26 protein-coding genes and 4 pseudogenes are annotated in these 26,212 nt (G+C 67.0%); 22 read left to right on the top strand and 8 right to left on the bottom strand.

The window, feature by feature from the left end; all coding sequences use genetic code 11:
- Positions 1-33 precede the first annotated feature (33 nt).
- Positions 34-1,080 carry a YeiH family protein gene (locus tag ACHMW8_RS22775; protein WP_395443809.1) on the bottom strand — a complete coding sequence of 349 codons (1,047 nt, stop codon included), beginning with the start codon at positions 1,078-1,080 and terminating at the stop codon, positions 34-36.
- 76 nt (positions 1,081-1,156) lie between these two features.
- On the opposite strand from ACHMW8_RS22775, the gene ACHMW8_RS22770 reads away from it, so the two are divergent.
- From ACHMW8_RS22770 to ACHMW8_RS22725, 10 genes and pseudogenes are all read left to right on the top strand, one after another.
- Positions 1,157-2,032 carry a LysR substrate-binding domain-containing protein gene (locus ACHMW8_RS22770; protein WP_395443808.1) on the top strand — a complete coding sequence of 292 codons (876 nt, stop codon included), beginning with the start codon at positions 1,157-1,159 and terminating at the stop codon, positions 2,030-2,032.
- Between the two features lie 432 nt (positions 2,033-2,464).
- Positions 2,465-3,421, top strand: coding sequence for a P-type conjugative transfer ATPase TrbB (gene trbB / locus ACHMW8_RS22765; protein ID WP_395443807.1), 957 nt, complete (start codon positions 2,465-2,467; stop codon positions 3,419-3,421).
- Between the two features lie 39 nt (positions 3,422-3,460).
- Entirely contained in the window at positions 3,461-3,823 is a 363-nt protein-coding gene (locus ACHMW8_RS22760) for a TrbC/VirB2 family protein (RefSeq protein ID WP_395443806.1), read from the top strand.
- Positions 3,823-4,089 (top strand): VirB3 family type IV secretion system protein, encoded by a 267-nt coding sequence (locus tag ACHMW8_RS22755; RefSeq protein WP_395443805.1) that lies wholly within the window; start codon positions 3,823-3,825, stop codon positions 4,087-4,089. Before ACHMW8_RS22760 ends, ACHMW8_RS22755 begins: the two co-directional genes overlap by 1 nt.
- Positions 4,090-4,091: 2 nt before the next feature.
- Positions 4,092-6,500, top strand: a pseudogene (gene trbE / locus ACHMW8_RS22750) (conjugal transfer protein TrbE); the annotation flags it as partial.
- Between the two features lie 23 nt (positions 6,501-6,523).
- Positions 6,524-7,229 (top strand): annotated as a pseudogene (gene trbJ, locus ACHMW8_RS22745) (P-type conjugative transfer protein TrbJ).
- Positions 7,230-7,450: 221 nt separating this feature from the next.
- Complete coding sequence (gene trbL, locus ACHMW8_RS22740) at positions 7,451-8,590, top strand: P-type conjugative transfer protein TrbL (RefSeq protein ID WP_395443804.1); 1,140 nt, start codon at positions 7,451-7,453, stop codon at positions 8,588-8,590.
- Between the two features lie 107 nt (positions 8,591-8,697).
- On the top strand, positions 8,698-9,384 hold the full coding sequence (gene trbF, locus ACHMW8_RS22735) for a conjugal transfer protein TrbF (RefSeq protein ID WP_395443803.1): 687 nt from the start codon (positions 8,698-8,700) through the stop codon (positions 9,382-9,384).
- 14 nt (positions 9,385-9,398) lie between these two features.
- The gene (gene trbG / locus ACHMW8_RS22730; RefSeq protein WP_395443802.1) at positions 9,399-11,297 is read left to right on the top strand and encodes a P-type conjugative transfer protein TrbG; all 1,899 of its coding nucleotides are present in this window, start codon (positions 9,399-9,401) and stop codon (positions 11,295-11,297) included.
- Positions 11,294-11,518 (top strand): DUF2274 domain-containing protein, encoded by a 225-nt coding sequence (locus ACHMW8_RS22725; protein WP_395443801.1) that lies wholly within the window; start codon positions 11,294-11,296, stop codon positions 11,516-11,518. The genes trbG and ACHMW8_RS22725 overlap by 4 nt, the downstream gene beginning before the upstream one ends.
- Positions 11,519-11,614: 96 nt before the next feature.
- On the opposite strand, the gene ACHMW8_RS22720 is transcribed toward ACHMW8_RS22725, so the two are convergent.
- Positions 11,615-12,184, bottom strand: coding sequence for a hypothetical protein (locus tag ACHMW8_RS22720; protein ID WP_395443800.1), 570 nt, complete (start codon positions 12,182-12,184; stop codon positions 11,615-11,617).
- A gap of 92 nt (positions 12,185-12,276) precedes the next feature.
- The gene (locus tag ACHMW8_RS22715) at positions 12,277-13,476 is read right to left on the bottom strand and encodes an integrase (RefSeq protein ID WP_395443799.1); all 1,200 of its coding nucleotides are present in this window, start codon (positions 13,474-13,476) and stop codon (positions 12,277-12,279) included.
- Here ACHMW8_RS22715 and dusA point away from each other — a divergent pair.
- Positions 13,426-14,475, top strand: coding sequence for a tRNA dihydrouridine(20/20a) synthase DusA (gene dusA, locus ACHMW8_RS22710; RefSeq protein WP_395443798.1), 1,050 nt, complete (start codon positions 13,426-13,428; stop codon positions 14,473-14,475). The two genes, ACHMW8_RS22715 and dusA, sit on opposite strands and share 51 nt — an antisense overlap.
- A 15-nt stretch (positions 14,476-14,490) precedes the next feature.
- On the opposite strand, the gene ACHMW8_RS22705 is transcribed toward dusA, so the two are convergent.
- Positions 14,491-15,000, bottom strand: coding sequence for a TIGR02281 family clan AA aspartic protease (locus ACHMW8_RS22705; protein ID WP_125158038.1), 510 nt, complete (start codon positions 14,998-15,000; stop codon positions 14,491-14,493).
- Positions 15,001-15,337: 337 nt separating this feature from the next.
- Here ACHMW8_RS22705 and ACHMW8_RS22700 point away from each other — a divergent pair, with 337 nt between their 5' ends.
- A complete protein-coding gene (locus ACHMW8_RS22700) occupies positions 15,338-15,622 on the top strand; it encodes a hypothetical protein (RefSeq protein WP_395443797.1) in 285 nt (94 codons plus the stop codon).
- Between the two features lie 9 nt (positions 15,623-15,631).
- Here the strand turns inward: ACHMW8_RS22700 and ACHMW8_RS22695 are convergent, their stop codons facing one another.
- Complete coding sequence (locus ACHMW8_RS22695; RefSeq protein ID WP_395446038.1) at positions 15,632-15,856, bottom strand: DUF1289 domain-containing protein; 225 nt, start codon at positions 15,854-15,856, stop codon at positions 15,632-15,634.
- A gap of 105 nt (positions 15,857-15,961) precedes the next feature.
- Here ACHMW8_RS22695 and ACHMW8_RS22690 point away from each other — a divergent pair, with 105 nt between their 5' ends.
- The 5 genes and pseudogenes from ACHMW8_RS22690 to ACHMW8_RS22670 all read left to right on the top strand — a co-directional run bounded on the left by ACHMW8_RS22690 (position 15,962) and on the right by ACHMW8_RS22670 (position 20,332).
- Entirely contained in the window at positions 15,962-16,843 is an 882-nt protein-coding gene (locus ACHMW8_RS22690) for a nicotinate-nucleotide--dimethylbenzimidazole phosphoribosyltransferase (protein ID WP_395443796.1), read from the top strand.
- Between the two features lie 150 nt (positions 16,844-16,993).
- Positions 16,994-18,206: pseudogene (locus ACHMW8_RS22685) on the top strand (acyl-CoA dehydrogenase family protein); the annotation flags it as partial.
- The gene (locus tag ACHMW8_RS22680; RefSeq protein WP_395446037.1) at positions 18,192-18,674 is read left to right on the top strand and encodes an endonuclease domain-containing protein; all 483 of its coding nucleotides are present in this window, start codon (positions 18,192-18,194) and stop codon (positions 18,672-18,674) included. The pseudogene ACHMW8_RS22685 and the gene ACHMW8_RS22680, both read left to right, overlap by 15 nt.
- A gap of 14 nt (positions 18,675-18,688) precedes the next feature.
- Complete coding sequence (locus ACHMW8_RS22675; protein ID WP_125158042.1) at positions 18,689-19,828, top strand: acyl-CoA dehydrogenase family protein; 1,140 nt, start codon at positions 18,689-18,691, stop codon at positions 19,826-19,828.
- Positions 19,829-20,194: 366 nt separating this feature from the next.
- Positions 20,195-20,332, top strand: a complete 138-nt coding sequence (locus tag ACHMW8_RS22670; protein WP_395446036.1) for a hypothetical protein — start codon at positions 20,195-20,197, stop codon at positions 20,330-20,332.
- Positions 20,333-20,476: 144 nt separating this feature from the next.
- Here the strand turns inward: ACHMW8_RS22670 and ACHMW8_RS22665 are convergent, their stop codons facing one another.
- Complete coding sequence (locus tag ACHMW8_RS22665) at positions 20,477-20,791, bottom strand: CC_3452 family protein (protein WP_395443795.1); 315 nt, start codon at positions 20,789-20,791, stop codon at positions 20,477-20,479.
- 100 nt (positions 20,792-20,891) lie between these two features.
- On the bottom strand, positions 20,892-21,500 hold the full coding sequence (locus ACHMW8_RS22660) for a TIGR00730 family Rossman fold protein (RefSeq protein WP_395443794.1): 609 nt from the start codon (positions 21,498-21,500) through the stop codon (positions 20,892-20,894).
- Positions 21,501-21,604: 104 nt separating this feature from the next.
- Here ACHMW8_RS22660 and ACHMW8_RS22655 point away from each other — a divergent pair, with 104 nt between their 5' ends.
- From ACHMW8_RS22655 to ACHMW8_RS22640, 4 genes and pseudogenes are all read left to right on the top strand, one after another.
- Positions 21,605-22,027, top strand: a complete 423-nt coding sequence (locus ACHMW8_RS22655) for a hypothetical protein (protein ID WP_395443793.1) — start codon at positions 21,605-21,607, stop codon at positions 22,025-22,027.
- Positions 22,028-22,200: 173 nt separating this feature from the next.
- Complete coding sequence (locus ACHMW8_RS22650; protein ID WP_395443792.1) at positions 22,201-22,368, top strand: hypothetical protein; 168 nt, start codon at positions 22,201-22,203, stop codon at positions 22,366-22,368.
- A pseudogene (locus tag ACHMW8_RS22645) lies at positions 22,299-24,228 on the top strand (ABCB family ABC transporter ATP-binding protein/permease). The gene ACHMW8_RS22650 and the pseudogene ACHMW8_RS22645 overlap by 70 nt, the downstream one beginning before the upstream one ends.
- Positions 24,229-24,290: 62 nt before the next feature.
- Positions 24,291-24,728, top strand: coding sequence for a VOC family protein (locus ACHMW8_RS22640; RefSeq protein WP_125158048.1), 438 nt, complete (start codon positions 24,291-24,293; stop codon positions 24,726-24,728).
- Between the two features lie 53 nt (positions 24,729-24,781).
- On the opposite strand, the gene ACHMW8_RS22635 is transcribed toward ACHMW8_RS22640, so the two are convergent.
- Positions 24,782-25,162: a hypothetical protein gene (locus tag ACHMW8_RS22635; protein ID WP_395443791.1), complete on the bottom strand. Its 381-nt coding sequence runs from the start codon at positions 25,160-25,162 to the stop codon at positions 24,782-24,784.
- A gap of 169 nt (positions 25,163-25,331) precedes the next feature.
- Here ACHMW8_RS22635 and ACHMW8_RS22630 point away from each other — a divergent pair, with 169 nt between their 5' ends.
- On the top strand, positions 25,332-26,036 hold the full coding sequence (locus ACHMW8_RS22630; RefSeq protein WP_395443790.1) for a glutathione S-transferase N-terminal domain-containing protein: 705 nt from the start codon (positions 25,332-25,334) through the stop codon (positions 26,034-26,036).
- The last annotated feature ends 176 nt before the right edge of the window (positions 26,037-26,212 follow it).

Raw genomic sequence — 26,212 nt, 5'->3', positions numbered from 1 at the left:
CGTGGGTCCGCCGGACGGACAGCCGGTGGGGGATCACAAGGCGGTAGGTGCTAGCTGAGCTTCAACAGGTGCAACATAGCCAGCGCGGTTAGACCCAAGACGGCGAGCGAGGCGGTCACCACCAAGATGACGCGCGGCCCCGCCGCGCGAACGCTGCGAAGATCGACTCCAAGTCCGAAGTCCAGCCATGGCCACAATGGTCAAGCCGAGGCTGGCCTTCTGAGCCGGGAGGATCCAGGCGTGTGGCAGCAATCCTGCTGAGTTCAGGCTCGCCAACACCAGAAATCCGACGATAAACAGCGGCAGCAAGTGCAGCGGATCAATCCGTTTGAGCGGTAGGGCGACGCTGTCCGCGGATTTGGGTCCCAGCAGGGCAAGACCCGTGACGATCGGCCCTAACATCAAAACCCTCACCAACTTGACCAAGGTCCCAATCTGGACGGCGGCCGAACCCATTGGTCCCGCCGCGGCGAGGACCTGAGGCACCGCGTACACCGTCAGCCCGGCCAACACCCCGCCGGCCATCGGCGAGAGACCCAGTAGATGCGCCGCCGGTGGAAGGCCGATGACCACCACCACGCCAAGCACGGCCGTGAAGGCGATCGCAGTCGCCACGTCATCGCCGTCAGCGTCGATCACCGGCGCGACGGCGGCGATTGCGGAGTTGCCACAGATCGCGTTTCCGCAAGCGACCAGCACCGCCATCTTGGTCGGCAGTCCCAGCAGCCGACCGAGCAAGAAGCTTGTCGCAATCGCCAGGAAAACGGTCCCGACGATGGAGAACATCAGGGGCGCGCCCACGGCGGCCATGGCGCCGAAGCTCACTGTCGCCCCCATCAGGATGATCGCCAGCTCCAGCATCGTCTTGGCGGCGAAGTGGATTCCAGGATCAAACGCCCTCGGCGGCGTCCAGATCGTCCGCACCAGCGCGCCCGACAGGATCGCCAGCACCAGGGGTTCGAGCCAGGAACGACCCAAAAGGCGCGTCTCCGCCTCCTCAAGTAGGACCGCGCCAACGGAGACGACAACGGTGAGCGCCAGGCCCGGCCCGGCCGCCCTGAGTTTGTTCAAAGCTTCCATGCGCAGAACGGTGCGCCTACGCAGATCACAAATCCAATCGATTGGTTTTTGTCATAGCATAAGCGATGCTTATGGAATGACGCTTGAACAGCTTCGAATCTTCGTGGCGGCGGCTGAGCTGCTGAGCATGACACGGGCGGCCGAACGGTTGAATCTGACCCAGCCGGCCGTCAGCGCCGCCATCGCCGCGCTGGAGGCGCGTTATGCGACGCGGCTCTTCGATCGTATTGGTCGGCGCCTGACGCTGACGGAGGCTGGACGCCTGTTCATGCCCGAAGCCGTCGCCGTGCTGGCTCGCGCCGACTCGGCCCGCTTGGTGCTCGACGAACTCTCCGGTCTTCTCAAGGGCGAGATCCGCATCGCCGCGAGCCAGACGGTGGCCAGCTTCTGGCTTCCCGCCAGGATGGCGCGTTTCGTCACGGCCACGCCGCACATTCAGCTGAAGCTTTTCGTCGGCAATACGAGCCAGGCGGCCGCCCGTGTCCTGAGCGGAGAGGCCGATCTTGCGTTCGTTGAGGGCGATGTCGAAGACGACCTCCTCGCGGTGGAACCGATCGGGGGGGATCGAATCGGTCTCTTTGTCGGGCCGGGCCACCCGTTCGCGGAGCGCTCGTTCACGCGAAAGGATCTCGAGGCTGCTGCCTGGGTCATGCGCGACCAAGGGTCAGGCACACGGGATCATGTGGAGGCGGGTCTGCGCCAGTCCGGCGTGACACCAGAAAACCTCCGCATCGTCCTAGAGCTCCCGTCGAATGAAGCCGCTCTGGAAGCCGTCGAAGGCGGACAGTTGGTGACTGCCGTCTCGGAGCTCTCGGCCGCGTGCAGAGTGGGTGCCGGTGCGGTCCGACAGCTGGACTGGCCGCTCAGTCCCAGAGCCTTCACCATGCTTCGTCACCGCGCACGGACGATCAGCCGCGCGGTAGCGGCGTTCAAGGCGTCGCTCTCGACCTAGGGGCAAGGCGTGTCGCTCAGCGCCATCGCACGGTCGATCGATGCCTCACAATCGTTGTCGCGCGGCGCGGAAAATCTGCCAGGCTGAAGCCGTGTCGTGATGCAGGTCGACGTCAATCGGTTCAGCGCCGATCTGCTGGCCTTAATCTTCGGCTGAGGCGCCGCCACCCACGGGCGTCGCGCAGCCCACAGTTTTCGCACGTCGAGAGCGCGTGGCACGAGCTCCGCAACGGGCGACCCTGGCCGATCAAGTGAACGTCTTCCTTCTGGAGGCGCGCCAATCTCTGCAGATGGCGCAATCAGGCCATGAAAATCTCAAGAGACTTGTCTGAATCGTTCTCTACGGCGCCGACCAGTTCTCTCTACGGACCTACTGTTGAAAACGCCCTGAACCCGGTCCCCTTAGTCGTCCCCGAAGCCCACGGGGTCGATCATGGACCAGTCCAAAACCGCCGAAATCTCCCGTAGCGAGCGCATGCTGCGCTCGGCGCTGGGACCGTTGCTCCTGGCCCGGCTCGATGACCCGGCCGTCGGCGAGCTGATGGTCAATCCCGACGGCCGGGTGTGGGTCGAACGCTTCGACGTCGGCCTCGTCGACACCGAACTGCTGATCTCCGCTGCCGATGCCGAGCGCGTCATGCGCCTGGTGGCTCATCATGTCGGCGCCGAAGTCCACGCTGGCCGGCCGCGCCTGTCGGCCGAGCTCCCCGGCACGGGTGAGCGGTTCGAGGGGCAAATGCCGCCGGTGGTGACCGCGCCAACCTTCGCGATCCGCAAGCCCGCGCGGGAGCTCTTCACGCTCGACGACTATGTCCGCAGCGGCGTGATGGACGCATCGCAGGCGCTGGTCCTGTGGGACGCTGTGCGTGAGCGGCGCAACATCCTCGTCGTCGGCCAGACTTCCAGCGGCAAGACGACGCTGGTCAACGCGCTGCTGGAGAAGGTCGCCCAGACTAATGATCGGGTGATCGTCTGCGAGGATCTGCGCGAGCTGCAGTGCGCCGCGCCAAACCTCGTGACCCTGCGCACGATCGAAGGTGTCGTCACCCTGACCGACCTCGTGCGCTCTACCCTGCGACTGCGCCCCGACCGGATCATCATCGGGGAGGTGAGGGGACCTGAGGCACTCGACCTGGTGAAGGCCTGGGGCACGGGTCATCCGGGTGGCATCGGCACGCTTCACGCGGGCTCGGCGCTGGGCGCGCTGCTGCGTCTGGAACAACTGATCCAGGAGGCGGTGGTCACGGTCCCGCGCGGCCTGATCGCCGAAACCATCGACCTGATCGCGGTCCTCGCCGGCCGCGGCCGACAGAGACGTCTCATTGAACTTTCACGCCTGGAGGGCGTGGCGCCGACGGCGCCTACCAGCTCAGCACTGCCTGAGAACTAGCCCCCCAAAGCCCCTGAAAATCTGAAGGAGATCGGTCTCGTGTCCACGAGCCTTGCCCAGCCGCGCGCCTATGGCGCCCGGCAACCGCTTCCGTGCGTCCGCCGCTGGCTTTTCGCCGGCCCCACCGCGGCTTTCGTCCTGCTCTCGGCCAAGGCCTACGCGGCCGGATCGTCGATGCCCTGGGAAGAGCCGCTCGAGCAGATCCTCGAGTCGATCGAAGGCCCCGTGGCCAAGATCATCGCGGTCATCATCATCATCATGACGGGCCTGGCCCTGGCCTTCGGCGACAGCACCGGCGGCACGCGCCGGCTGATCCAGATCGTCTTCGGCCTCTCGATCGCGTTCGCCGCGTCGAGCTTCTTCCTGTCTTTCTTCTCGTTCGGCGGCGGGGCCGTCGTCTGATGGCCGGCGATCGCGCGATGAGCTTCGCCGCACCCGTCCACCGAGCCCTCACCGAACCGGTGCTGCTGGCCGGCGCGCCGCGCGCGATCGCCCTGGTCAACGGAACGATCGCGGCAAGCCTGGGCGTCGGCCTGCGGCTTTGGTTGATCGGTCTTGTCGTCTGGATCGTCGGTCACGCCCTGGCCGTCTGGGCGGCGCGTCACGATCCCCTGATCGCCGAGGTCGGTCGCCGGCACGTGCGCATCCCAGCGCATCTGGAGGTCTGAGCATGCTCGACCTTCGTGAGTTCCCTCGCCGTCCCTCCAGTCTCTGCGATTACCTCCCCTGGGCTGCCATGGTCGCCCCCGGGGTGGTCCTTAGCAAGGACGGCGCCTTCCAGCGCACCGCCGTATTTCGTGGCCCCGATCTTGAGTCGGTGGGCGACGCCGAGGTTGCCGCCGTCGCCGCACGGCTGAACAGCGCGCTGCGGCGGTTTGGTTCGGGGTGGGCCCTGACCATTGAGGCGCGCCGCGACCCGGCCTTGGCCTACCCCGACAGCGAATTCCCCGATCCCGTCTCCGCGCTCGTCGATGCGGAACGGCGCGCGGCGTTCCTTGAGGAGGGCGCGCATTTCGAGAGCCGCTATTACCTGACGCTCGTATACTTGGCGCCGGGCGAGCAGACCAAAACTCTCACGCGGTTCTTCATCGAAGGTCGCGGCGGCGACGGGCTGGACTGGCGCGCCGGACTCGCCGGGTTCATCGACCGAACCAATAGACTGCTGGCGCTGATCGAAGGCCTGACGCCGCAGGCGGCGTGGCTGGATGACGCCCAGACGCTCGCCTTCCTGCATGGCGCTGTCACCACGAGCCGCCAGGCCGTGGCCGTCCCGCAGACGCCGCAACAGCTCGACGCCCTCCTGGCGACCCAGCCGCTCGACGGCGGACTGTCTCCGCGTCTGGGCGCGTCCCACCTTCGCGTCCTGACGCTGACCGGCTTTCCGTCCGCGACGACGCCCGGACTGCTGGACGAGCTCAACCGGCTGGCCTTTGCCTATCGGTGGACGACGCGGGCGATCTGCCTGGACAAGGTTGAGGCCCAGAGCCTGCTGGCCAAGATCCGTCGGCAATGGTTTTCCAAGCGAAAGTCGGTGATGGCCCTCCTTCAGGAGGCCCTGACCCAACAGCCCTCGGCGCTGGTCGACAACGACGCGACCAACAAGGCCGGCGACGCCGATCTCGCATTGCAGGACCTTGGCGGCGACACCGTCGCCTACGCCTATGTGACCACCTCCCTTGTGGTCTGGGACGAGACTCCACCAAGGCCGACGCCAAATTGGCTCTGGCCGAAAAGGTCATCACCGGGCGCGACTTCACCGTCATCCGCGAGCGCGTCGGCGCCGTGGAGGCGTGGCTTGGATCGCTCCCGGGCCAAGTCTACGCCAACGTCCGTCAGCCGCCGCTCTCGACGCTGAACCTTGCGCACATCGCACCGTTGTCGGCGGTGTGGGCCGGTCCTGAGCGTAACGCCCATCTGAAGGGGCCGCCGCTTCTGATGGGCCGCACCGAAGGTTCCACGCCATTTCGGTTGTCACTGCATGTCGGCGACGTCGGCCACACCGCCATCGTGGGGCCGACGGGCGCGGGCAAGAGCACGTTGCTGGCCCTGATGGCCCTGCAGTTTCGGCGCTACCCCGGCGCACGGCTTTTCGCCTTCGACTTCGGCGCTTCGATTCGCGCGGCCGTACTCGGCATGGGCGGCAGTTTCCACGATCTGGGCGGCGCCCTTCGGGAAACCGATCGCCCGGCCGTCGAATCTCCAGCCGCTCGCGGCGATCGACGACGAGAGCGAACGAACCTGGGCGGCCGGATGGCTGGCCGCCATCCTGTCGCGCGAAGGCGTCGTCGTGACGCCGGCCGTCCGCGAGCATCTCTGGTCGGCTCTGGCGAGCTTGGCTAGCGCGCCAATCGCTGAGCGGACGCTCACGGAACTCGGGGCGCTGCTGGCTAGCCGAGAGCTCAAACAAGCCTTGGCGCCGTACTGCCTGGGCGGGCCATGGGGGCGGCTTCTCGACGCCGACCACGAGATCCTCGCGGACAATGCGGTCGAAGCCTTCGAGACCGAAGGCCTGCTTGGCACGGCCGCCGCGCCAGCGGTGCTCGCCTACCTCTTTCACCGCATCGAGCGTCGCCTGGACGGTGCTCCGACCCTGATCCTGGTCGACGAGGCGTGGTTGGCTCTGGCCGACGAGGCGTTCGGGCCCCAGCTGCAGACCTGGCTCGGCACGGTGCGCAAGAAGAACGGCTCGGTCGTGTTGACCACGCTGTCGCTGGTGCAGATCGAGCAGAGCCCGATCGCCCACGCGATCATAGAACTCTGTTTGACCCGTATCTTCCTGCCCAACGCCTGGGCTTTGGATCCGGTCGGATCCGCGGCGTACCGACGCTTTGGCTTCAACGATCGTCAGATCGAGCTGATCGCGCGGGCCGTTCCCAAGCGCGACTACTACGTCCAGTCGCCCGCCGGCGAGCGCCTGATTGAGCTTGGCCTGGGTCCCGTGGGCCTGGCTTTCGCGGGCGCGTCCTCCAAAGCCGACCAAGCGCGCATTGGCGAGATCCTCGCCACTGGCTCGCCGTCTGACTTCGCCGCCGGCTGGCTGCGCTCCCGCGGGCTGGCCTGGGCCGCCGATCTCCTTCCCCCACCACACCAGAGAGCTGACTCATGCGCGTTTGTCGCCGTCGTCTCATGCTGGGCGCCGTTCTGGCGCTGGCCGCTCCGGCCGGCTCCGCCTTGGCCCAGTTCACGGTCTTCGACCCCACCAACTACGCCTCGAATGTCCTTCAGGCCGCTCGGGCCTTGGAGCAGATCAACCACCAGATCAGCTCGCTGGCAGAACGAGGCGCAGATGCTGATCGGCCAGGCCAAGAACCTGGCGAGCCTGCCGTACTCGTCGCTCTCGGTCCTTAGGGCCCAGGTGGACCGCACCCGTGAGCTTCTCGGACAGGCCCAGCATCTGGCCTACGACGTCGCGTCGATCCAGCAAGCCTTCACCGCCAGCTATGGCGCGGCCCCGCTTGGCGCAACGAACGCTGATCTGGTGGCCCGGGCCGACGCGCGCTGGTCAACGTCCGTGGCAGGCTTTCAAGACGCCCTGAAAGTCCAGGCGGGCGTGGTTGGCGGCTTGGACGCCAGCGCCGACCAGCTGTCGGCTCTGGTGTCGGCAAGCCAGGGCGCTGGTGGCGCGCTGCAAGCGGCGCAGGCCGGCAACCAGCTTCTGGCGCTTCAGGCCCAGCAGTTGGCCCAGGTCACCGCCCTTCTGGCCGCGCAAGGGCGAGCCGATGCGTTTGAGGCGGCGGATCGCGCTGCCACCCGCGCGGACGCCAAGGCGCGGTTCTCGCGCTTCATCGGAAGCTCGAAGACGCCGTGACCCGATCCCTCGCTTGGGGGATCGCACTCATCACCTTGCTTGGGGCCGCTGTCTTGGCGGGCGGAAAGTCCCAGGCGCCAACCGCCCTGGGCGCTCAAGGCTCGCAGGGCCAGCATGATCTTGAACGCTGCCGGGGCCTTGGTGAGGCGGCAGGCCAGGATCCGAGCTGCCCGGGCGGCTTGGGCCGCCGCGCGCGCACGCTTCTTCGGGCGGGCCGCGTCATGAACGACGTCGGCGTCATCGACACCTTCTTTGCGACCTTCAATCGCTACATCGACAGCGGCTTTGGCCTGCTGAGCGGTGAGGTCGCGGCGCTCGCCAACATCCTGGTGGCCATCGACATCACCTTGGCCGCGCTGATGTGGAGCATGTCCTCGGGCGAGGACGTCCTGGCTAGGCTGATCCGCAAGGTTCTGTACGTCGGCTTCTTCGCCTTCCTGATCGGCAACTTCCATAGCCTGTCGACCATCGTCCTGGAGAGCTTCTCGGGCCTTGGCCTCAAGGCGTCCGGGGCAGGGGTCTCGGCCGACGATCTCTTGCGCCCGGGCAAATTGGCGGCGCTCGGGATATCGGCGGGCAAACCGTTACTCGAAGCCGCCGCGGAGCTGTCGGGCTTTCCCGGCTTCTTCGAAAACCTCGTCCAGATCCTGGTCCTCCTCGTCGCCTTCCTGCTCGTGATCGTCGCCTTCTTCGTGATGGCCGTTCAGATCTTCGTGGTCCTGATCGAGTTCAAACTGACCACGCTCGCCGGCTTTGTGTTGGTGCCCTTCGGTCTCTTCGGCCGCACCGCATTCCTGGCAGAAAAGGTCCTAGGCGCGATCATCGCCACCGGCGTCAAGGTGCTGGTGTTGGCCGTCGTGGTCGGCATCGGCTCGACGCTCTTCGACCAGTTCGTCTCGGCCTGGGAGGGCGGGCAACCCACCCTCGAACAGGTGCTGGCCCTCATGCTGGCGGCAGTGACGCTGCTAGGCCTGTCGATCTTCTGCCCAAGCATCGCGTCGGGTCTCGTCAGCGGCGCGCCGCAACTGGGCGCTGGCGCGGCGGTCGGAACGGGCCTGGCGATCGGCGGTATGGCCGTGGCCGGCGTGGCCGCCACACAGATGGCCGTTGGCGGGGGCGCAAGCCTGGCCAGTTCGACGGCGGCCGCTGGCGGACGCATGGGCGGTCCCCCGGCTGGCGGCGGTCCAAGCCCTGGCGGCGCCCGAGCGGAGGCGGCCCGAGCCCGGCGCCCGGTGGCGGTCCTCACGGCGCGAGCGCCCCCCACGGTTCGGCCAATCAAGGCGGTTCGACCGGCAGCAGCTCCGGTGGCGGCTCAGGCGGGGAGGGCGGCTCCACGCCGCCGGCTTGGGCGCGCGATCTGAAGAAGCGGCAGGAGCTGGCTCAAGGTGCGGGCTTGGCCGCCCACGCCCTGGCCAGCGGCGACGACCACAGCGCGGGCGCTTCCCCATCCCTTTCGGAGACCTGACAGATGAACCCGTTCAAGGGCTCGCCGAGGCTCGGCGTCACGCCCCCACCCGAAACGCCCTATCAGAAGTACGGCCAGGCGTTTGACCTCGGCATCGGCGCGGCGCGGGCGCAGGCGGCCAATTGGCGATTGATGGCGCTGGGGCTGCTCGGCCTGTCAGGCGCTCTCGCCGGCGCGCTGGCCTGGCTCTCCGTCCAGGGGACGGTGACGCCTTGGGTGGTCGAAGTCGACCGCCTCGGACAGACCCAGGTCGCGGGCCCGGCTGAGCGTGGCTATGCGCCGACCGATGAGCAGGTGCGCGCGGCCCTTGCTCGTCTCATCAAGGATGTGCGCTCGATTTCCACCGACGGGGTGATGGTCGGTCAGGCCTGGGATCAAGCCTACGCCATGGTCGACGGTGACGCCGCGCGCTTCATCACCGACTACGCCAACGCCATCGATCTCAAGAATCAGGTCGGCAAGACGCAGGTGGCTGTCGACGTCGGCAGCGTCCTGCGCGCCTCGCCCAAGAGCTTTCGGGCGGCTTGGACCGAGCGGCGCTACGTCAACGGGCAGCTGCAGGCCACCGAGCACTGGTCGGCGATCCTGACCGTGGAACTGCGCCGGCCCCGCACGGATCGCGAGATCCTCGCCAATGGCCTGGGCGTGCGTGTCACGGCCATCAACTGGGCTCGGGAGTTCGGCGCATGAGGCGGGCTCTTGTCTTGGCGGGCGCGGTGCTCGCGCTGTCAACGCACAGTGAGGCGCTTCCCTTAGCCCGGATCGTCAGCGCGCCACAGGCTGCCGCGCCGCTTGAGTTTCCGTTCGAGGCGCGTGGCGTCTACCGGATCGTCACCACGCCGGGCCGTATAACCGATATCGCCCTGGAGCCGGGCGAACGCCTTGTTGACACCAATCCGATCGCCGCCGGCGACACGGCGCGCTGGGTCATCGGCGATACCAGCAGCGGGGAGGGCGCCGCCCGGCGTATCCACGTCCTGATCAAGCCGACGACGACGAGCGTGGCCACCAATCTCGTGATCAACACCGATCGTCGCACTTACTTCATCGACGTCCGCGCCTCGGCGCGGGCCTACCTGACGCAGGTCTCCTGGCGGTATCCCGAAGCTTCTAAGCTGGTCCTGGTCGTAGCGGCTCCGATTGCCACCGCGCCAGCTGCGCCGCGGCTGAACTTTGCCTACGCGGTGAAGGGACCCAGGGCGCTGCGGCCCTTGCAGGTCTTCGACGACGGGACGCGCATCGTAATGGTGTTCGGCGACCGTCTAAGGCTGGTGGACCTACCACCGCTCTACCGCGTCGGCCCGGACGGCAAGGCCGCCGAACTCATCAACTATCGCGTCGAGGGACGCAGCCTCGTCGTCGATCGGTTGTTCGACCGGGCCGAGCTTCGTCTGGGCGCTAAGCGTTCGGCTGGGCGCCTGCGGGATCGAGCGGACGGGCGCCGTGTCGGAGGCGGTCCGATGAGCGCCGAGATCGACAAGGAGCAGAGGGAGCTCACTGAGGCCTTGCGCCTGCGCGGGCCCACCGCGCCGGTTACGCGCGTTTCGCGCAAGGCGCTGATCGTCGTGGGCGGCGTCCTGTCAGCGAGCCTTGGCGGCGCTATCGTGTGGTCGACCCTGGATCGACCTACGCGAAGCCGGCCCGAACCGCCGCCGGCCACAAGCGGTGCCCCGCCCGAGACTGTGTCGAGCCTTCCCAAAGACTACCTGCACCGTGACGAGGTCCCGGTGCTTGGACCGCCGCTGCCGGGCGACCTTGGACGTCCGATCCTGAAAGCTTCGGAGCGAGGACGGGCGTTCGAAAGTTCAGCTCCGGCTCCGCCGGCCGATATCACGACCGGTTCGCTCCCGCCGCCGATGGCCGCCCTGCCGCGGCGAGGTCAGATCGGGCGGGAGCAGACCAACGCCCGCGCCAGCGCGATCTTCATCACAGCCATCGCTCGCGAGGATCACTCTCCGACATCCGCGATGGCCGCCAGCGTGCCTGATGATCCTCGGCTGACAAGTCCCGAGCGTCTCCAGGCGCCCGTCTCGCCTTACATCCTTCAAGCAGGCGCGATCATTCCCGCGGCCTTGATCACAGGACTCCGCTCCGACGCCCAAGGCGTTGCGCTGGCGCAGGTCACCCAGGATGTTCATGACAGCCTGGGCGGTGGGTTCCTCTTGATCCCGGCCGGCGCGCGCCTGATCGGTGAGTACGCGCCGGTAATCGGCGCTGGCCAGCAGAGGTTGGCTGTGGCCTGGAGCAGGCTCATCCTACCGTCCGGGCGCTCGATCGTCCTCGACAAGGTCGCCGCGAGCGACCCTCAGGGCATGGCGGGGCTGCAGGATGGCGTCGACCGCCATTGGCGTGAGGTTTGGGCCGCAGCCGCGCTCAGCACTGTCTTGTCCGTTGGATCCGAAGCCGGCGCTTCCGATGAGAGCGATGTCGCTCGGGCCGTGCGTCGCGGGGCCAGCCAGGCGGTGAGTGACGTCGGACAGCAGGTCGTTGGTCGAAGCCTCACCCGGCTTCCAACCCTGACGGTTCGGCCAGGCGCGCCGCTACGTGTCGTGCTGGCGCGCGATCTGGTGCTCGAGCCCTATAAAGCGGAGGCGTTGAGATGAGCCGGCTGAAGATCACGGCGATCGAAGACGACACACCAGTCAAGATGACCCTGGACGTGCCGGCGTCCATCCACCGCGACCTCGTCGAGTACGCCAAGCTGATGTCCGCCGAAAACGGTGGAAAGGCGGTAGAGGCCGCGAAGGTCGCGCCCGAAATGATGCGCCGGTTCATGGCTTCGGACCGCGGGTTTGTTCGCGGCCGCAAGCCACGCGGCGCTTAGGTCGCTGAACATTGAGATCAAGTTGACCGCCGCACCGCCAGCCGGTGCGGCGGCATTTTAAATGTCGCCGTTTTCGATTTCGAGTTCGCTCAACTCCTACTCCGCGGATTGAAGTTGATCGGCGGCTGCCAGGAGGGCTTCGCGCGCTTGGCGCACCCAGGCCGCATCGACGTTGGCGGCGAGCCCCAACTGCCTCAGATCGTCAGGACGAACTTCGAGCGCGCTGGTAGTCGCTGGAAGCGGGGTCTGAGGCGAGGTGTCAGGCCACAGCGGAAAGCGGGCGAAGGCTTCTTCCTGCGATAACCCATTGCGGACGGCGGCGCGGCGCTGGGCCGTCCGTTGCAGCGCGCCGTCATGTTCGGGTCGATTCCAGCGGCCCGCCGCGTAGAGGACCAAGAGATCAGTCGGGTCGCTCATGAAGGTGTAGACCCGGTTGACCGCCTCGATCATCAGCCCACGCATCTCGTCGTCGGAAATGCGCGAAGCTTCGTTCCAAGGGATTTCGCCTTCGGCGTCGCGGATGACGACATCACTGAAGTCGCCAGTCGCTGTGACAGGGCCTCGTCCAGCGTGGATGTCTTCAATCCGCGTGTAGCGAAAGCAGGTCTCGACAAGCGCCAAAGCGAAAAGCGCCTTGGACTCTTCCAGCCGGTCGTTCTTGGACATGGGCGATCCTAGTGATGGGCTCGGCCTGATCCTAGCAAGGGGCTGCGTCTTTGGCAGGCTAGGATGCCCCGCTTTCTCACTTGGGCTTACGATCAGGCCGCAGATCGGCGGGCCAGGATCGCATGGAGATGCTCGGCCTTCAGGTGCGTGTAGCGCTTGAGCATCTTCCAGTCCTTATGACCGGTGATGAGCGCGACCTCGGGAATCTGGAGGCCGGCCTCGAACAGCCGGCTTGTTCCCTCATGGCGCATGTCGTGGAAGGTCAGATCCTCGATCTCCAAATCGTTGGCCGCGCGGTAGAAGGCCATGCCCGCCGACTTCCCGTTGTAGGCGAAGATCCGGTTGCTCTCGTTCGACCGGAAAGCGCGCTGTTCCTCGATCAGCTCGATAGGGTCGTAGCCCGACAGGTCCACAAGCGGGATACGTTGATCGTTGCCGTACTTTGAGCGCGGATCCTTGCGGTCCTTGATCAGCAAGGTCTTAGCGTGGGGATTGTAGTCCTCCCACGTCACCCGGCAAATTTCGTCTTGGCGCATTGCGGTGGCGATCGCGAACCGGATGATGCGGCTCATCGGGATCGTCAACCTGCTGTTGGCGTCGAAGTAAGCGAACAGCCTTTCCAACTCGTCCTCGGTTGGGCGGCGATCGCGCTCCTGGCTCTTGCCGATCAAGCCCAGGTGCTTCAGCGCCAAACGCGCCTGCTCGACCGGCTCAACGGTCGTCTCGATCTCATGGACGGCGTTGGCGTGTTCCAGGACGGTCTTGATGTAGCCGACGTACATGCCGAGCGTCACAGGCCCAGTGCCGCCCTTTGCGCGAAGCCGACCAAACTCGATGACCGTCTTGCGATCGAGTTCGGCATACTTCTTTCCGCCAAGACCCATTCGGAGGAGCTTCAGAGCTTCGAGTTTGGTGCGCCCGATGGGCTTGGCGACGTCGTTCAGGTCTTCGATGTGCAGATCAATCAGGTGCCCGAAGGTTGTTTTGTCGGCGATGCGGGTGGTTTTGGGCGCCTTGCCCTGGTCGATGGTCCGCTCGGCTTCCGTGGCCCAACGACGCGCGTCCTCGCGGTACGCGAAGGTCTCGCCTATATAGCGACCCTTCCGGCGTACCTGGGCTCTCCAGGAGCCCGATGGGAGTCTCGTGAACGTGGCCAATTTCGTGTGCTCTGTGTGTGCACTCAGGGAGGAAACTACGGGAACAAACGGCGAAAACGTGTGCAATTTTAGGAACGTTTCGGCATGACCGAACTCGTTGAAACTACGAAAAAAATGCAGCAATTTCAAGCGCATAGATTTTCTTGTGCACCTATGATGGACTGGACCGATCGGCACTGCCGGTCGCTGCATCGGGTCCTGTCGCGCCGCGCGCTGCTCTATACCGAGATGGTGACCAGCGGGGCCGTCGTACATGGCGATCGCGAAAAGCTGCTGGGCTATGACCCCGCGCAGCACCCGGTGGCGCTGCAGCTGGGCGGATCGGATCCGGCCGAGCTGGCCCAGGCGGCGCGGATCGCCGAGGATTACGGCTATGACGAGATCAATCTGAACGTCGGCTGCCCATCGGATCGCGTGCAGAGCGGCCGGTTCGGGGCCTGCCTGATGCGCGAGCCCGACCTGGTGGCCGAGTGCATGGCGGCGATCAAGGGCGCGGTGAAGGTCCCCGCCACGGTCAAGTGCCGGATCGGCGTCGACGACCAGGACCCCGAGGAGGCGCTGTTCACCCTGGTCGACCGCAGCGCCGCGGCGGGGATCGAGGGCTTCGTGGTCCACGCGCGCAAGGCCTGGCTGAAAGGTCTGTCGCCGAAGGAGAACCGGGACATCCCGCCGCTGGACTATGAGCTGGTCTACCGCCTCAAGCGCGAGCGGCCGAACCTGACCATCGCCATCAATGGCGGCGTGTCCGGCGTCGATGCGGCGCTGGAGCATCTGGCCAACGGCGTCGACGGGGTGATGCTGGGGCGCGCGGCCTATCATGAGGCCGGCCTGCTGGGTGAGGTCGATCGGCGGGTGTTCGGCCTGGATGTCGCCGATGTCGACAGTTTCGAGGCGGTCGAGCGCTACAAGCCGTATCTGGCCCGCGAGCTGGCGGCGGGGACGCATCTGGCGGCGATGAGCCGGCACATGCTGGGCCTGTTCCACGGCCTGCCGGGCGCGCGGGCGTGGCGGCGCATCCTCACGGTCGAGGGCGTCAAGGCCGGCGCGGGCCTGGATGTCGTGGATCGGGCGCTGGACGCCGTGCGTCTGGCGCGGGCGGCGCGCGAGGAGCGGGCGGAAGTTCCGGCGGCCTAGGTCCGGGTCCTGGTCTTAAGGATGCAGGATCAGCGAGGTCGGCGTCGCTTCGAAGCGCGACAGGCGGCCCAGATAGCTCATGCCCAGCAGCGAGTTCTCGAGGCCCTTCTCGATGACCAGGGCGTCGACGTCGCGGACCTTGGCGCCGGCGATGGCGACGGTGGCCAGCTTGACCGAGGCGGCGCGGGTGCGGCCGTCGGCGGTGATGACGTTGTAGTCGTAGTTCAGCTTGCTGGTGTCGATGCCCAGGCGCTGGGCGTCGGCCATGCTGAGCGAGACGGCGGTGGCGCCGGTGTCGACCAGGAAGCGGACGGCCTTGCCGTCCACCGAGCCCTGGGCCCAGAAGTGGCCGTCGCGGTCCTTGGTCAACTGAGCCGCGCCGCCTTCGGCGCCGCCGAGCGTGGCCGCCGCGGCCGAGGGGGCGCGCAGCTCCGGATGGCGCAGATCGTCGAGCGAGACGACGGCCTTGGCCGCCCCCACCGCCGAGAGGGCCCCCACGAGTGCGATCGCCGCGAACCTCAACATAAAGACACCCTGCCGTCTCGGCTTTGAGACCGCTTCTGCGGCCGTTGCCTAGATCATTACCGGGCAGGCGTTTTCAAGGCGTGAATCGACAAGGCGATTTTCACGTCATGGTTACCAATGTCGTAACAAGTATATCTCTGTACTGAATATCGCCTGCATTACATCGATTTAATATTAAACATTACGTCGACGTAATGCTTTTCATGTCTTGGAATTAACTTCGGAAAGCTTTCGCTTGGCGCTATCTCTCCCGGCCATAGAACAAATGGCTAAAGAGGGATTATCGCCATGAAAGCCGTCCTTATCGCGCTCGTCGCCGCTGGCTCCATCGCGGGCGTTGCTCACGCCGGCGCCGACCGACAAGCAGTTCGTCGAAGCCTCGCGCTGCAGCGCCCTGGCGGCCTCGGAAAACCTGGGCAAGCTGGACACCTCGGCCGTCGACGCCTTCCTGCGCAATTCGGCCGCCGAGCAGAAGCAGTCGACCCGCATCGAGGCCGTCACCAAGATGAACAACGCCCGCAAGAAGGCCGACTCCGCCAATGGCAACGCTAAGCTGAAGCTGATCGCCGAGCGTGATCAGGTCTGCGCGCCGTTCATCGGCGCGGCCCAGGCCTCGCGCTAAGGCCCTACGTCAAGGCCGGGTCCCGGAGGCCGCCATCAGGGCGATCATCGGATCCGGACGGTCGGGGAGGGCGGTCATGATGGCCGCCCTTTCCGCGTCGGTGAGTCTGGCCCATCCGGCGATCTCCGACAGGGTCCGCCGACATCCCAGGCAATAGCCGCTGGCGCCGTCGACCGCGCAGACCTTCACGCAGGGCGTGGCGATCGGGCGGGGCGGCTTGGCGGGCGCGCTCATGGGGGCGTCGGTGCTCATCGGTTTCAGCATCCCCGCTCTGGCGGCGGCGCGCAAGCGTGGCCCTCGGGGGTTGCTTTGGCCGTGGACGGGTTTAAGTCCGCGACCATGACCGCTTCTCCCTTCGCCGACATCCGCCAGCTCGCCATCTCGCCGCCCGCGCCGGGCCCGTCTCCGACGCTTGAGCAGGGCGGACGCCTGGCCGAGATCGCCGTCTGGCTGACCGCGTGGAGCGGCAAGACCCCGCCGGTCGTGAACCGTCCGGTGGTGGCGCTTTATGCGGGCGCGCGCCAGGGCGTGGGACCGCGCGGCTACGCCCGCGACCGTCTGGAAGCCATCGCCTCGGGTGGGGCCACCGTCTCGCGCCTGGCCGGCGCGCAGGGCGCGGGCCTGGAAGCCTTTGACCTCGCCATCGACCGCCCGTCGCCGGACTTCATCGACAAGCCCTCGATGAGCGAGAAGGAGGCCGCCGCCACCATGGCCTTCGGCATGGAGGCCCTGGCCAAGCAGCCCGACCTGTTGATTCCCGGCGTCATCGTCGCCGAGGCCGCCCGCACCGCCGCCGCCATTTGCCTGGCCCTGTTCGGCGGCGAGGCCTCCGACTGGAGCGATGATCCCGCGCCGGTGGCCGCCGCCGTCGCCCGGGCCCGGGAGGAGGGCATGGGCTCCGACCCGCTGGAGATCCTGCGTCAGCTCGGCGGGCGCGAAACCGCCGCCGTCGCCGGCGCCATCCTGGCCGCGCGTGTCCAGAAGGTGCCGGTGCTGCTGGACGGCTACGCCGCCTGCGCCGCCGCCGCCATCGTCCGCGCCGTCGAGCCGGGCGCCATCGACCACTGTCTGGCCGCCCACGTCAGTCCGACCAAGGGGCACGCGCGCCTGCTCGAAATCCTCGACAAGCGGCCGCTTCTGGCGCTCGATACTGTCGACGAGGAAGGGGTTGGCGGCGCCTCGGCCCTGGCGCTCGTCAAGCTGGCCTGCGAGGTGCGTTAGGCTGGATTTCCGGGCGTTAGGTGAACGCGGATAACATTCACTTCCGTTGACGCTAACGTCATCTTTCCAAACGTCCGTTCGACATCTATCGTGGCGCCTGAAACGCAATAACGGCCTCCCTCAGAGGGGCCGATTGAACGGGAGCCCGCCATGAATCTGGACTTCTCGCCCGAGGACCTCGCCTTCCGCGACGAGGTTCGCGCCTTCATCGCCGAGAACTATCCGGCGGGCCTGCGGGAAAAGCAGGAAGAGGGGGAGGAGATGGCCAAGGAGGACTTCCTCTCCTGGCACCGCACCCTCGCCAAGAAGGGCTGGGTCGCCCCGGCCTGGCCGGAGAAATACGGCGGTCCGGGCTGGACCTCGGTGCAGCGCTATATCTGGTCGGAGGAGACCGCCCGCGCCGACTGCGTGCCGATCCTGCCGTTCGGCATCAACATGGTCGGCCCGGTGATCTACACGTTCGGCACGCCCGAGCAGAAGGAACGCTTCCTGCCGCCGACCCTGTCGGGCGACATCTGGTGGTCGCAAGGCTACAGCGAGCCGGGGCGCGGGCTCGGACCTCGCCAGCCTGAAGACCAAGGCCGAGCGCTTCACCGGCGATGACGGCAAGGAATACTACCTGGTCAACGGCCAGAAGACCTGGACCACCCTGGCCCAGCACGGCGACTGGATCTTCTGTCTGGTTCGCACCGACCCGAACGCCAAGATCCAGGAAGGCATCTCGTTCCTGCTGATCGACATGAAGTCGCCGGGCGTGACCGTGCGGCCGATCATCACCCTGGGCGGCGAGCACGAGGTCAACGAAGTCTGGCTCGAGAACGTCAAGGTGCCGGTCGAGAACCGCATCTACGAGGAAAACAAGGGCTGGACCTGCGCCAAGTTCCTGCTGGCCCACGAGCGTAGCGGCATCGCCGGCGTCGCCCGTTCCAAGCGCGGCATCGAGCGCATCCGCCAGATCGCCTCGGTCGAGCTGTCGGACGACGGCGACGCCCTGATCAAGGATCCGATGTTCAAGCGCAAGGTCGCCGAGCTGGAGATCGACCTGACGGCCCTGGAATACACCGAGCTGCGCACCCTGGCCGGCGAAGCGGCCGGCAAGGGCCCCGGTCCGGAGTCGAGCGTGCTGAAGATCAAGGGCACCGAGATCCAGCAACGGATCACCGAGCTGGTGCTGGAAGCCGCTGGCCACTACGGCGCGCCGTACTTCCGCGGCTTCCCGAAGGACGGCGACAACGCCCATCCGATCGGCCCCGACTTCGCCCACCGCGCCGCGCCGACCTATTTCAACGTCCGCAAGACGTCGATCTATGGCGGCTCCAACGAGATCCAGCGCAACATCATCGCCAAGATGGTGCTGGGGCTCTCGAGTTCAACCAAGCACCCCTCCCCCTTGCGGGGAGGGGCCGGGGCGGGGGTGTCAGCACGAACGCCAGGCGCTTTGCACCATTCCGACCGAGCCGACCGCTCGGCCAAGAGAATGCGTGGCGAACCGACCTTTGCGGAAAAGCTGTTCTGGAAAGCGCTGAGGAAGGCCGAGATCCCTGGATCCCACTTTCGTCGCCAAGCGCCTTTCGGTCCCTACATCGTGGACTTTGTCTGCCACCATCATCGGCTGATCGTCGAGGTAGATGGCGCAGTTCACGACCTGGAACACGTGGCCGCCCGCGACGCCGAACGCCAAGCTTGGCTGGAGGGTCGCGGGTACCGGGTGATCCGGGTTCCCAACTCTCAAGCCATCAACGACCCGTATTCGGCAATCGAACAGATCCTGGCGCTCGTCGCTGGCGCCCCCACCCCTAACCCCTCCCCGCAAGGGGGAGGGGGACCATAAGAGGAAACCGCCTCATGGATTTCAACTTCACCGAAGAGCAGTCGATGGTCCGCGACACGGTCGCGAGCTTCCTGCAGGACAAGTACGACTTCGAGACCCGCCGCAAGATTGTCAGCTCCGACGCTGGCTGGCGCGCCGATTACTGGAAGGCCTTCGCCGAGGAGCTGGGCATCCTGGGCGCTTCGTTCAGCGAGGAATTGGGCGGCCTGGGCGGCGGTCCGATCGACAACATGATCATCATGGAGGAGTTCGGTAAGGCGCTGGTCATCGAGCCCTATCTGGGCACGGTGGTGATCGGCGGCGGCTTCATGAAGCACTCGGGCTATGCCGGCGCGGCCTCGGTGATCGAGGGCATCGTCGGAGGGACCACGACCATCGCCTTCGCCTATGCCGAACCGCAGGCGCGCTATACCTGGCAGGACCTGAAGACGACGGCCAAGAAGGACGGCTCGGGCTGGGTCCTGAACGGCCACAAGGCCGTGGTGGTCGGCGCGCCGTTCGCCAGCCACCTGATCGTCACGGCGCGCACCGGCGGCGCCCAGCGCGACGCCGGCGGCGTGGGTGTGTTCCTGATCGACAAGAGCCTGCCGGGCGTCGTCACCCGCGACTATCCGACCGTCGACGGCAACCGCGCCTCGGAAGTCTATTTCGAGAACGTCTCGGTCCCGGCCGACGCCCTGATCTCGGAGAGCGGCCTGGACCTGGTCAACCAGGTGATCGACGAGGCCACCGCCGCCGTCGGCGCCGAGGCCGTGGGCGTGCTGCGCAAGCTGCACGAGGGCACGCTGGACTACGCCAAGCAGCGCAAGCAGTTCGGCACGGCCATCGCCAACTTCCAGGTGCTGCAGCACCGGATGGTCGACATGTTCATCGAGGTCGAGCAGTCGGTGTCGATGACCTACATGGCCACCATCAAGGTCGAGGAGAGCGCCGCCGAGCGCGCCAAGGCCGTCTCGGCCATGAAGGTCCGCATCGGCCGCGCCTGCAAGTTCGTGGGCCAGAACGCCATCCAGATCCATGGCGGCATGGGCATGACCGACGAACTGGCGATCGGCCACTACTTCAAGCGCGCCACCCTGATCGAGGGCCTGTTCGGCTCGGTCGATCATCACCTGAAGCGCTACGAATCGCTGTCGTTCGACGCCGCGGCGTAAGCCTGGGGCGGCGACGCCCACGGACGATCGATCCAACCCAGGGAAATCGCCTGCGTCACGCCGACGCGGGCGATTTTTTTTTAGGCGCCCGCCCGTTCGGCGCGCGACATTCTGGAAAACGGCCTCGCGGCGTTAATCCTTGTCCGCAAAGGCTTTATGCGCAAGGCGCCGCGCTATAATCATCTGTATAAGGACTAAATGTAACGTGCCGAAACCAGGTTTGTCCGCACGCTGATATGATCCTTATACGGATAAAAATAACTTGCGAACGCCGCTATTGAGACCACCTTTGTCGTCGACGCGCTGACGACTAGGAGGGTGAGAGCCCCTGTAAGCCGCGCGCGTCTCCTGGTCCAACGGCTATGTCTGGGAGACGCCGCCATGAACGTATCGAAGATGAACCACGCCATGTTCTCGTTCGCCCTGATGGGCGGCATGCTGGTGGGAGGCCGGCCCAGTTCGAAGCCGCCCAGGTCGTCGTCCGCGAAGTCTGGACGGAAGTAACCGCTTGAAGCGTCGGCGCGTGACGGTCGCCGAAACGGGCGTCCGCTTCAGGCGGTCACGCGCGCAAAGGGTCCTACACCCCAAGAAAAAGGCCTCCGCCATCGATTGGCGGAGGCCTTTGCTTTCGACGCCCCGTGAAGCGCTTCAGCTCTTCTTGGCGGCCGTGTTGCAGTCGGCGAGGCCGGCTTCGTCCAGCGTCTTGCCGCGATAGCTGAACGCGGTCAGTTCGCCCACCTGGCCGGCCAGGCGGCGGCAGGCGCGAGCGATCGGCAGCGACGGCACGGTGAGCGCGCTGCAGGCGTCGTCCTTGCAGCGCCAGACCGATCCTTCGTGGATGAACTGCTCGGTGGTGGCGGCGGTCTTCAGCTTCAGCGAGGCGCTCTGGGTGTCGGCGGCGTTGGCCGAACCCGCGAACATCAGGGCGCAGGCCGTCAGGCCCGCGAAAACAGCGGTACGCATATCCTTGGTCTCCTATCCCCGCGCCGGATGGGAGTTCCGACGCACGAGCGCGCCGTTCGGCGAACAGCGGCTCAAGCCTATAGTGCGTTTCTTTTGAAAACTAAGTCAATGGGCGAAGCGTCGCCGGTGCGCCGGTCAGGTAGGTTTCCTGGTCCCAGGCCAGCAGGGCCGGGGTGACGTCCTCGGCCTTCTCGACCGAACGCCAGGCGTCGGCCAGGGCGGGCGGGGTCAGGCGCGCTTCGATCGTGTGTTGGATCAGCGCAAAGAACGGATCCCAGAAGCCGCCGGGGTTATGGAACACGATTGGCTTCTGGTGAAGATCTAAACGACGCCAAGATAGCAATTCGACGATTTCTTCAAGCGTGCCGATGCCGCCCGGCAGCACGACGAACGCGTCCGCTTGTTCGAACATCATCATCTTGCGTTCGTGCATGTTGTCGACGATCACCGTCTCGACATCGTCGAACGGCTGCTCGCGGCCGCGCAGGAAGTCCGGGATGACGCCCAGCACCTTGCCGCCGGCCGAATGCGCGCCGCGCGCCGAGGCGCCCATCAGCCCCACGCCGCCGCCGCCATAGATCAGTTTCAGCCCCGCGCGCGCGAAGCTTTCTCCGATGGTGAAGGCGTCGGCGATATAGCGGGGATCGGCGTCGTTGGATGATCCGCAATAGACGCAGACGGAGCCCAGGCGGCTAGACTCATTGGGCATCGTCGTCCACTCCACAAAAAGGCGCGCGGTTTCGCGCGCCCGTTCCTATCTGAGGCCGCATGATCAGGATACGCCTCCGGGCTTTCAAGTCGCCGATCCTCGCCGTGAGTGCGACCGCTCTGCTGCTGGTGGCCTGCGAACCGGGAGCGCCGGTGGCGTCCAAGACGGCGGCCGACAAGCCCGACAGCGCCGAGGCGGGCTATCTGGCCCCGCCAACCCTGGAGGCCGCGCGTCGTGTCGCCAACGGCATCGCCCTCTCGGGCCACGGGGCGCCCGGACGCCGACCTGCGCCTGGGGCGCCGACGGGCGAGGTGGTGATGGGCAAGGTCGACGCCCTGGGACAGTGGAGCGTGACCGTGCCCAACGCGCCCGGCGTTCGCCTGTTTGGCCTCTCGTCCATCCAGGACGGCCGCACCGTCCAGGCCGAGGGCTATGTGATGGTCGGCGACGGCGGCGAGGTCGCGCTGCTGCGGGCCGGGCGGGCGCGCGTCGCCTGGCCGCCGAATCCAGTTCGCCGCGCATTCTGACCGTTGATGTCGACCGTGAGGGCGGGGCGGTCGTCTCAGGAGTCGCCAGCCCCGGCGCGGGCCTGAACGTCCGCGTCGACCGCGTCACGCGCGGCGGCGCCCGCACCGAGGACGATGGCCGTTTCAATATCTCGCTGACCGACGCGCTGACGCCGGGCGTCCACGACATCCAGGTGGCCGGGGAGGGCGGCGAGACCGCCATCGCCGTGGCGGTCTCGCCGGCCGCGCCTCTGGTCAATGGTCCCGTCCGCGCGGATCGCACGGCGGCCGGCTGGCGGGTCGACTGGATGACGCCGGGCGGCGGCATCCAGACCACCTATCTGATTGGCGGCGCCTCGTGAGGGGCATGGGCGGGCCGCCGTCGGCCGGTCGCGCCGCGGTCTCGGGCGGAATCGCCAAGGCTGACCAGCCGGTCCGCTTCTGGCGGGCCATGGGCGACCTTGTGCGACTGGTGCTGCGCTCGGAGGCGCCGGGCCTGCGCTGGCGCGTGACCGTGGCCCTGCTGCTGACCCTGTCCGGCAAGGCGCTGGGCGTGCTGGCCCCCCTGATGCTGGGCAAGGCGGTCAACCAGCTGTCGGCCGGGCAAGGCGCCGCGGTGGCCGTCACCTGGGCCTTCGCGGGCCTGGCGGGCGGCTGGGCCCTGGTGCGCTTCATCTCGGCCGCCGCGCCCCAGGCGCGCGACGCGGTGTTCACGCCCGTGGCCCAGGCCGCCCAGAACCGCGCGGCGGTCGAAACCTTCTCCCACGCCCTGTCGCTGTCGATCGACTTTCACCAGTCCAAACGGACTGGCGCGCTGTCGCGGACGATCGATCGCGGCGCGCGATCGATGGACTTTCTGCTGCGGGGCCTGGTGTTCAACGTCGCCCCGACCGGCGTCGAGCTGATCATGGCCGCCATCGTCCTGGCCAAGGCCTATGACTGGCGGTTCGCGGCCGTGGCCCTGCTGACGGTGGCCGTCTACGGCTATGCGACCTTCGCCATTTCGGACTGGCGGATCGGCCATCGCCGGGTGCTGAACGAGGCCGACGCCGAGGCCGCCGGCCGGGCCGTCGACGCCCTGCTGAACTACGAGACCGTCAAGTCGTTCGGCGGCGAGACGCGGGCCGTGGAGGGCTATGGCAAGGCGCTGGACATCTATGGCCAGGCCCAGATCAAGGCCACCAACTCGCTGAACCTGCTGAACATCGTCCAGTCGGCGGTGATGAGCCTGGGGCTCGGGGCCATGGCCGTGCTGGCGGGCGCGCAGGCCGCCGCGGGCAAGATCGGCCCGGGCGACGTCACCGCCGCCGTTCTGATCCTGATCAACCTCTACGCCCCGCTGAACATCCTGGGCTTCGCCTATCGCGAGATCCGCCAGTCGCTGATCGACATGGAAGCGATGCTGGAGCTGCGTCGCCAGACGGCCGACGTCGCGGATGCGCCCAACGCTCATGACCTGCCGCCTTGCGCCGACCAACGCGGCGGCGCCGTGGCCTTCGAGAATGTCTCGTTCCGTCATGGCGCGCGCTCCGAAGGCCTCTCCGACGTGTCCCTGACCGTCGCGCCGGGGACCACCGTGGCCATTGTCGGGCCCTCGGGCGCGGGCAAGACCACCCTGGTGCGCCTGGCCCTGCGAATGATCGATCCCCAGGCGGGCCGCGTCGCCCTGGACGGCCACGACCTGCGCGACCTCAAGCAGGCCTCCCTGCGCCGCGCCGTGGCCCTGGTCCCGCAGGACGTGGCGCTGTTCAACGACACCCTGGCGTCGAATATCGCCTTCGCCCGTCCGGGCGCGAGCAAGGCCGAGGTATGGGCGGCGGCGGAGGCCGCGGAGCTCGGCGAATTCCATCCGCAACCTGCCCGAGGGCATGGACACCAAGGTCGGCGAGCGCGGCCTCAAGCTGTCCGGCGGCGAGCGCCAGCGCGTGGGCATCGCCCGGGCCCTGCTGGCCGAGCCGCGCGTGCTGATTCTGGACGAGGCCACCAGCGCGCTGGACAGCCGCACCGAGGCGGCGATCCAGGCGACCCTGCGCAAGGCCCGGGCGGGGCGCACGACCCTGGTCGTGGCCCACCGCCTCTCGACGATCGCCGACGCCGACGAGATCGTGGTCCTGCGGCGGGGCAAGATCGTCGAACGCGGCCGTCACGAGGCCCTGTTGGAGGCCGGCGGCGAATACGCCGCCCTGTGGCGTCGCCAGACCCGCGAGCGAGAGCCCGTTTAGTGGATTTCTCCGGTCCCGCCGGGGGGCTATACCGACATCGGTTTCTCTGAAGGAGCTTCGCCTTGCGCTATCTGCACACCATGGTCCGCGTCCGCGATCTGGACGCCTCGCTGCGGTTCTATTGCGAAGGCCTGGGGCTCCAGGAAGCCTACCGCATGGAGAACGAGAAGGGGCGCTTCACCCTGGTCTTCCTGGCCGCGCCCGAGGACGTCGAGTTGGCCAAGGAGCGCAAGGCTCCGCTGGTCGAGCTGACGTACAACTGGGACGACGAGGAGTATCTGGGCGGCCGCAACTTCGGTCACCTGGCCTATCGCGTCGACGACATCTACGAGACCTGCCAGCGTCTGATGGACATGGGCGTGACGATCAACCGCCCGCCGCGCGACGGCCATATGGCGTTCGTGCGTTCGCCGGACGGCATTTCGATCGAGCTGCTGCAGGACGGCAATCTGCCCGCCGCCGAACCGTGGGCCTCGATGCCCAACACGGGCGCCTGGTAGGTCCTAGAGCCCTTTTCGATCCGATGGCCGCTTCGCGCTTATCGGAAAATGCTCTAGGGCCGGGGGCGGGCCATTTCTTCCAGTCGCCGGCGCGGCGCGTCGGCGATGCCCGCCCACAGGATGCGGGCCAGCTCCACGCGATAGGCGGTGGCGTAGCCGGTGATGAATGTCGCCGCCAGGCCGTCCAGCATCGCGCGGCTGAGGTCCTTGCGGGCCAGGATGGCCTTGCGGTCGACCGGCGCCTCGGTGTCGGAGGCCGCGACGCGCTTGTCGAGCGCGATCGCCGCGTGGACGGCCAGGTTCACCAGGGCCGGCAACTGGCTGATGTCGCCGCGAGGCCTGGCATGGACGCCGTTCTTCGACCCTGCTTCGAAATCGAGCGCTCCCGTCACACGCGCCAGAGTGGCCGGCCAATGATCGTCCGCGGTGGTCATGATGTCGTTTTCGCCCCCCCGAGCGCCTCTCGCACCTCGGATAGCGATGTTCGCGCTCGGATCAAATGGCCCGATGCGTCGCTTCCTCGTTTTGGGGGGCTCTGGAAAACCGGGGCGGACGCCCCAAATGCAACCGGCGCCGTTACGAGCGCCGTGAACGAGGTTTCCGATGTCGGATCTGTCCGCCTTTCCAATCACCCAGCGCTGGCCGGCGCAGCATCCCGACCGTATCCAGCTCTATTCGTTGCCGACGCCCAACGGGGTGAAGGTCTCGATCATGCTGGAGGAGACGGGTCTGGCCTATGAGCCGCATCTGATCGACATCGGCGCCAACGAGACCTGGGTCCCCGAGTATCTGTCGCTGAATCCGAACGGGAAGATTCCGGCGATCATCGATCCCGACGGTCCGGGCGGCAAGCCGCTTGGCCTGTTCGAGAGCGGCGCGATCCTGGTTTACCTGGCCGAGAAGACCGGCAAGTTCCTGCCCGCCGATCCGGCGGCCCGCTATGAAACCCTGCAGTGGGTGATGTTCCAGATGGCCGCGATCGGCCCGATGTTCGGCCAGTTGGGCTTCTTCCACCGTTTCGCCGGCAAGGACTACGAGGACAAGCGCCCGCGCGATCGCTACGTCGCCGAGAGCAAGCGCCTGCTGGGCGTGCTGGAGGATCGCCTGGCGACCCGCGCCTGGATCATGGGCGACGAGTACACCATCGCCGACATCGCCACCCTGGGCTGGGTGCGCAACCTCGTGGGCTTCTACGGGGCGGGCGAGTTGGTCGACTGGGCGTCGCTCAAGCACGCGCCGCGCTGGCTGGAGGCCGGGCTGGCCCGTCCGGCCGTGCGGCGCGGCCTGGAGATCCCCAAGCGTCCCTAGGCGGGCTCTCGGTCGCGAGGGTGCGAACTCCTGCGACCAAATGGCCGGGGTGTTAAGAATTAAGATCTCGTTCACCATAAAGTCCGAGTTTCGGGGTGTCTTCTTTGAAGGCGCCCACCATCACTGACTTTCAACAGCCCGGCCGCAAGCCGGGCTGCTTTTTGAAATTCGGCGCT

The sequence above is a fragment of the Caulobacter sp. UC70_42 genome, from assembly GCF_044056025.1.
Classification (GTDB): Bacteria; Pseudomonadota; Alphaproteobacteria; order Caulobacterales; family Caulobacteraceae; genus Caulobacter.
Note: the sequence above shows the minus strand (reverse complement) of the source record. Positions and strands in the feature narration are given on the sequence as shown.

Bases quoted from the DNA above. Each gene is read 5' to 3' on its own strand.
- ACHMW8_RS22775 (WP_395443809.1), bottom strand. From the start codon at position 1,080: ATGGAAGCTTTGAACAAACTCAGGGCGGCCGGGCCGGGCCTGGCGCTC.
- ACHMW8_RS22770 (WP_395443808.1), top strand. From the start codon at position 1,157: ATGACGCTTGAACAGCTTCGAATCTTCGTGGCGGCGGCTGAGCTGCTG.
- trbB (WP_395443807.1), top strand. From the start codon at position 2,465: ATGGACCAGTCCAAAACCGCCGAAATCTCCCGTAGCGAGCGCATGCTG.
- ACHMW8_RS22755 (WP_395443805.1), top strand. From the start codon at position 3,823: ATGGCCGGCGATCGCGCGATGAGCTTCGCCGCACCCGTCCACCGAGCC.
- trbL (WP_395443804.1), top strand. From the start codon at position 7,451: ATGAACGACGTCGGCGTCATCGACACCTTCTTTGCGACCTTCAATCGC.
- trbF (WP_395443803.1), top strand. From the start codon at position 8,698: ATGAACCCGTTCAAGGGCTCGCCGAGGCTCGGCGTCACGCCCCCACCC.
- ACHMW8_RS22725 (WP_395443801.1), top strand. From the start codon at position 11,294: ATGAGCCGGCTGAAGATCACGGCGATCGAAGACGACACACCAGTCAAG.
- ACHMW8_RS22720 (WP_395443800.1), bottom strand. From the start codon at position 12,184: ATGTCCAAGAACGACCGGCTGGAAGAGTCCAAGGCGCTTTTCGCTTTG.
- dusA (WP_395443798.1), top strand. From the start codon at position 13,426: ATGACCGAACTCGTTGAAACTACGAAAAAAATGCAGCAATTTCAAGCG.
- ACHMW8_RS22715 (WP_395443799.1), bottom strand. From the start codon at position 13,476: ATGCGCTTGAAATTGCTGCATTTTTTTCGTAGTTTCAACGAGTTCGGT.
- ACHMW8_RS22705 (WP_125158038.1), bottom strand. From the start codon at position 15,000: ATGTTGAGGTTCGCGGCGATCGCACTCGTGGGGGCCCTCTCGGCGGTG.
- ACHMW8_RS22695 (WP_395446038.1), bottom strand. From the start codon at position 15,856: ATGAGCGCGCCCGCCAAGCCGCCCCGCCCGATCGCCACGCCCTGCGTG.
- ACHMW8_RS22690 (WP_395443796.1), top strand. From the start codon at position 15,962: ATGACCGCTTCTCCCTTCGCCGACATCCGCCAGCTCGCCATCTCGCCG.
- ACHMW8_RS22680 (WP_395446037.1), top strand. From the start codon at position 18,192: ATGGTGCTGGGGCTCTCGAGTTCAACCAAGCACCCCTCCCCCTTGCGG.
- ACHMW8_RS22675 (WP_125158042.1), top strand. From the start codon at position 18,689: ATGGATTTCAACTTCACCGAAGAGCAGTCGATGGTCCGCGACACGGTC.
- ACHMW8_RS22665 (WP_395443795.1), bottom strand. From the start codon at position 20,791: ATGCGTACCGCTGTTTTCGCGGGCCTGACGGCCTGCGCCCTGATGTTC.
- ACHMW8_RS22660 (WP_395443794.1), bottom strand. From the start codon at position 21,500: ATGCCCAATGAGTCTAGCCGCCTGGGCTCCGTCTGCGTCTATTGCGGA.
- ACHMW8_RS22635 (WP_395443791.1), bottom strand. From the start codon at position 25,162: ATGACCACCGCGGACGATCATTGGCCGGCCACTCTGGCGCGTGTGACG.
- ACHMW8_RS22630 (WP_395443790.1), top strand. From the start codon at position 25,332: ATGTCGGATCTGTCCGCCTTTCCAATCACCCAGCGCTGGCCGGCGCAG.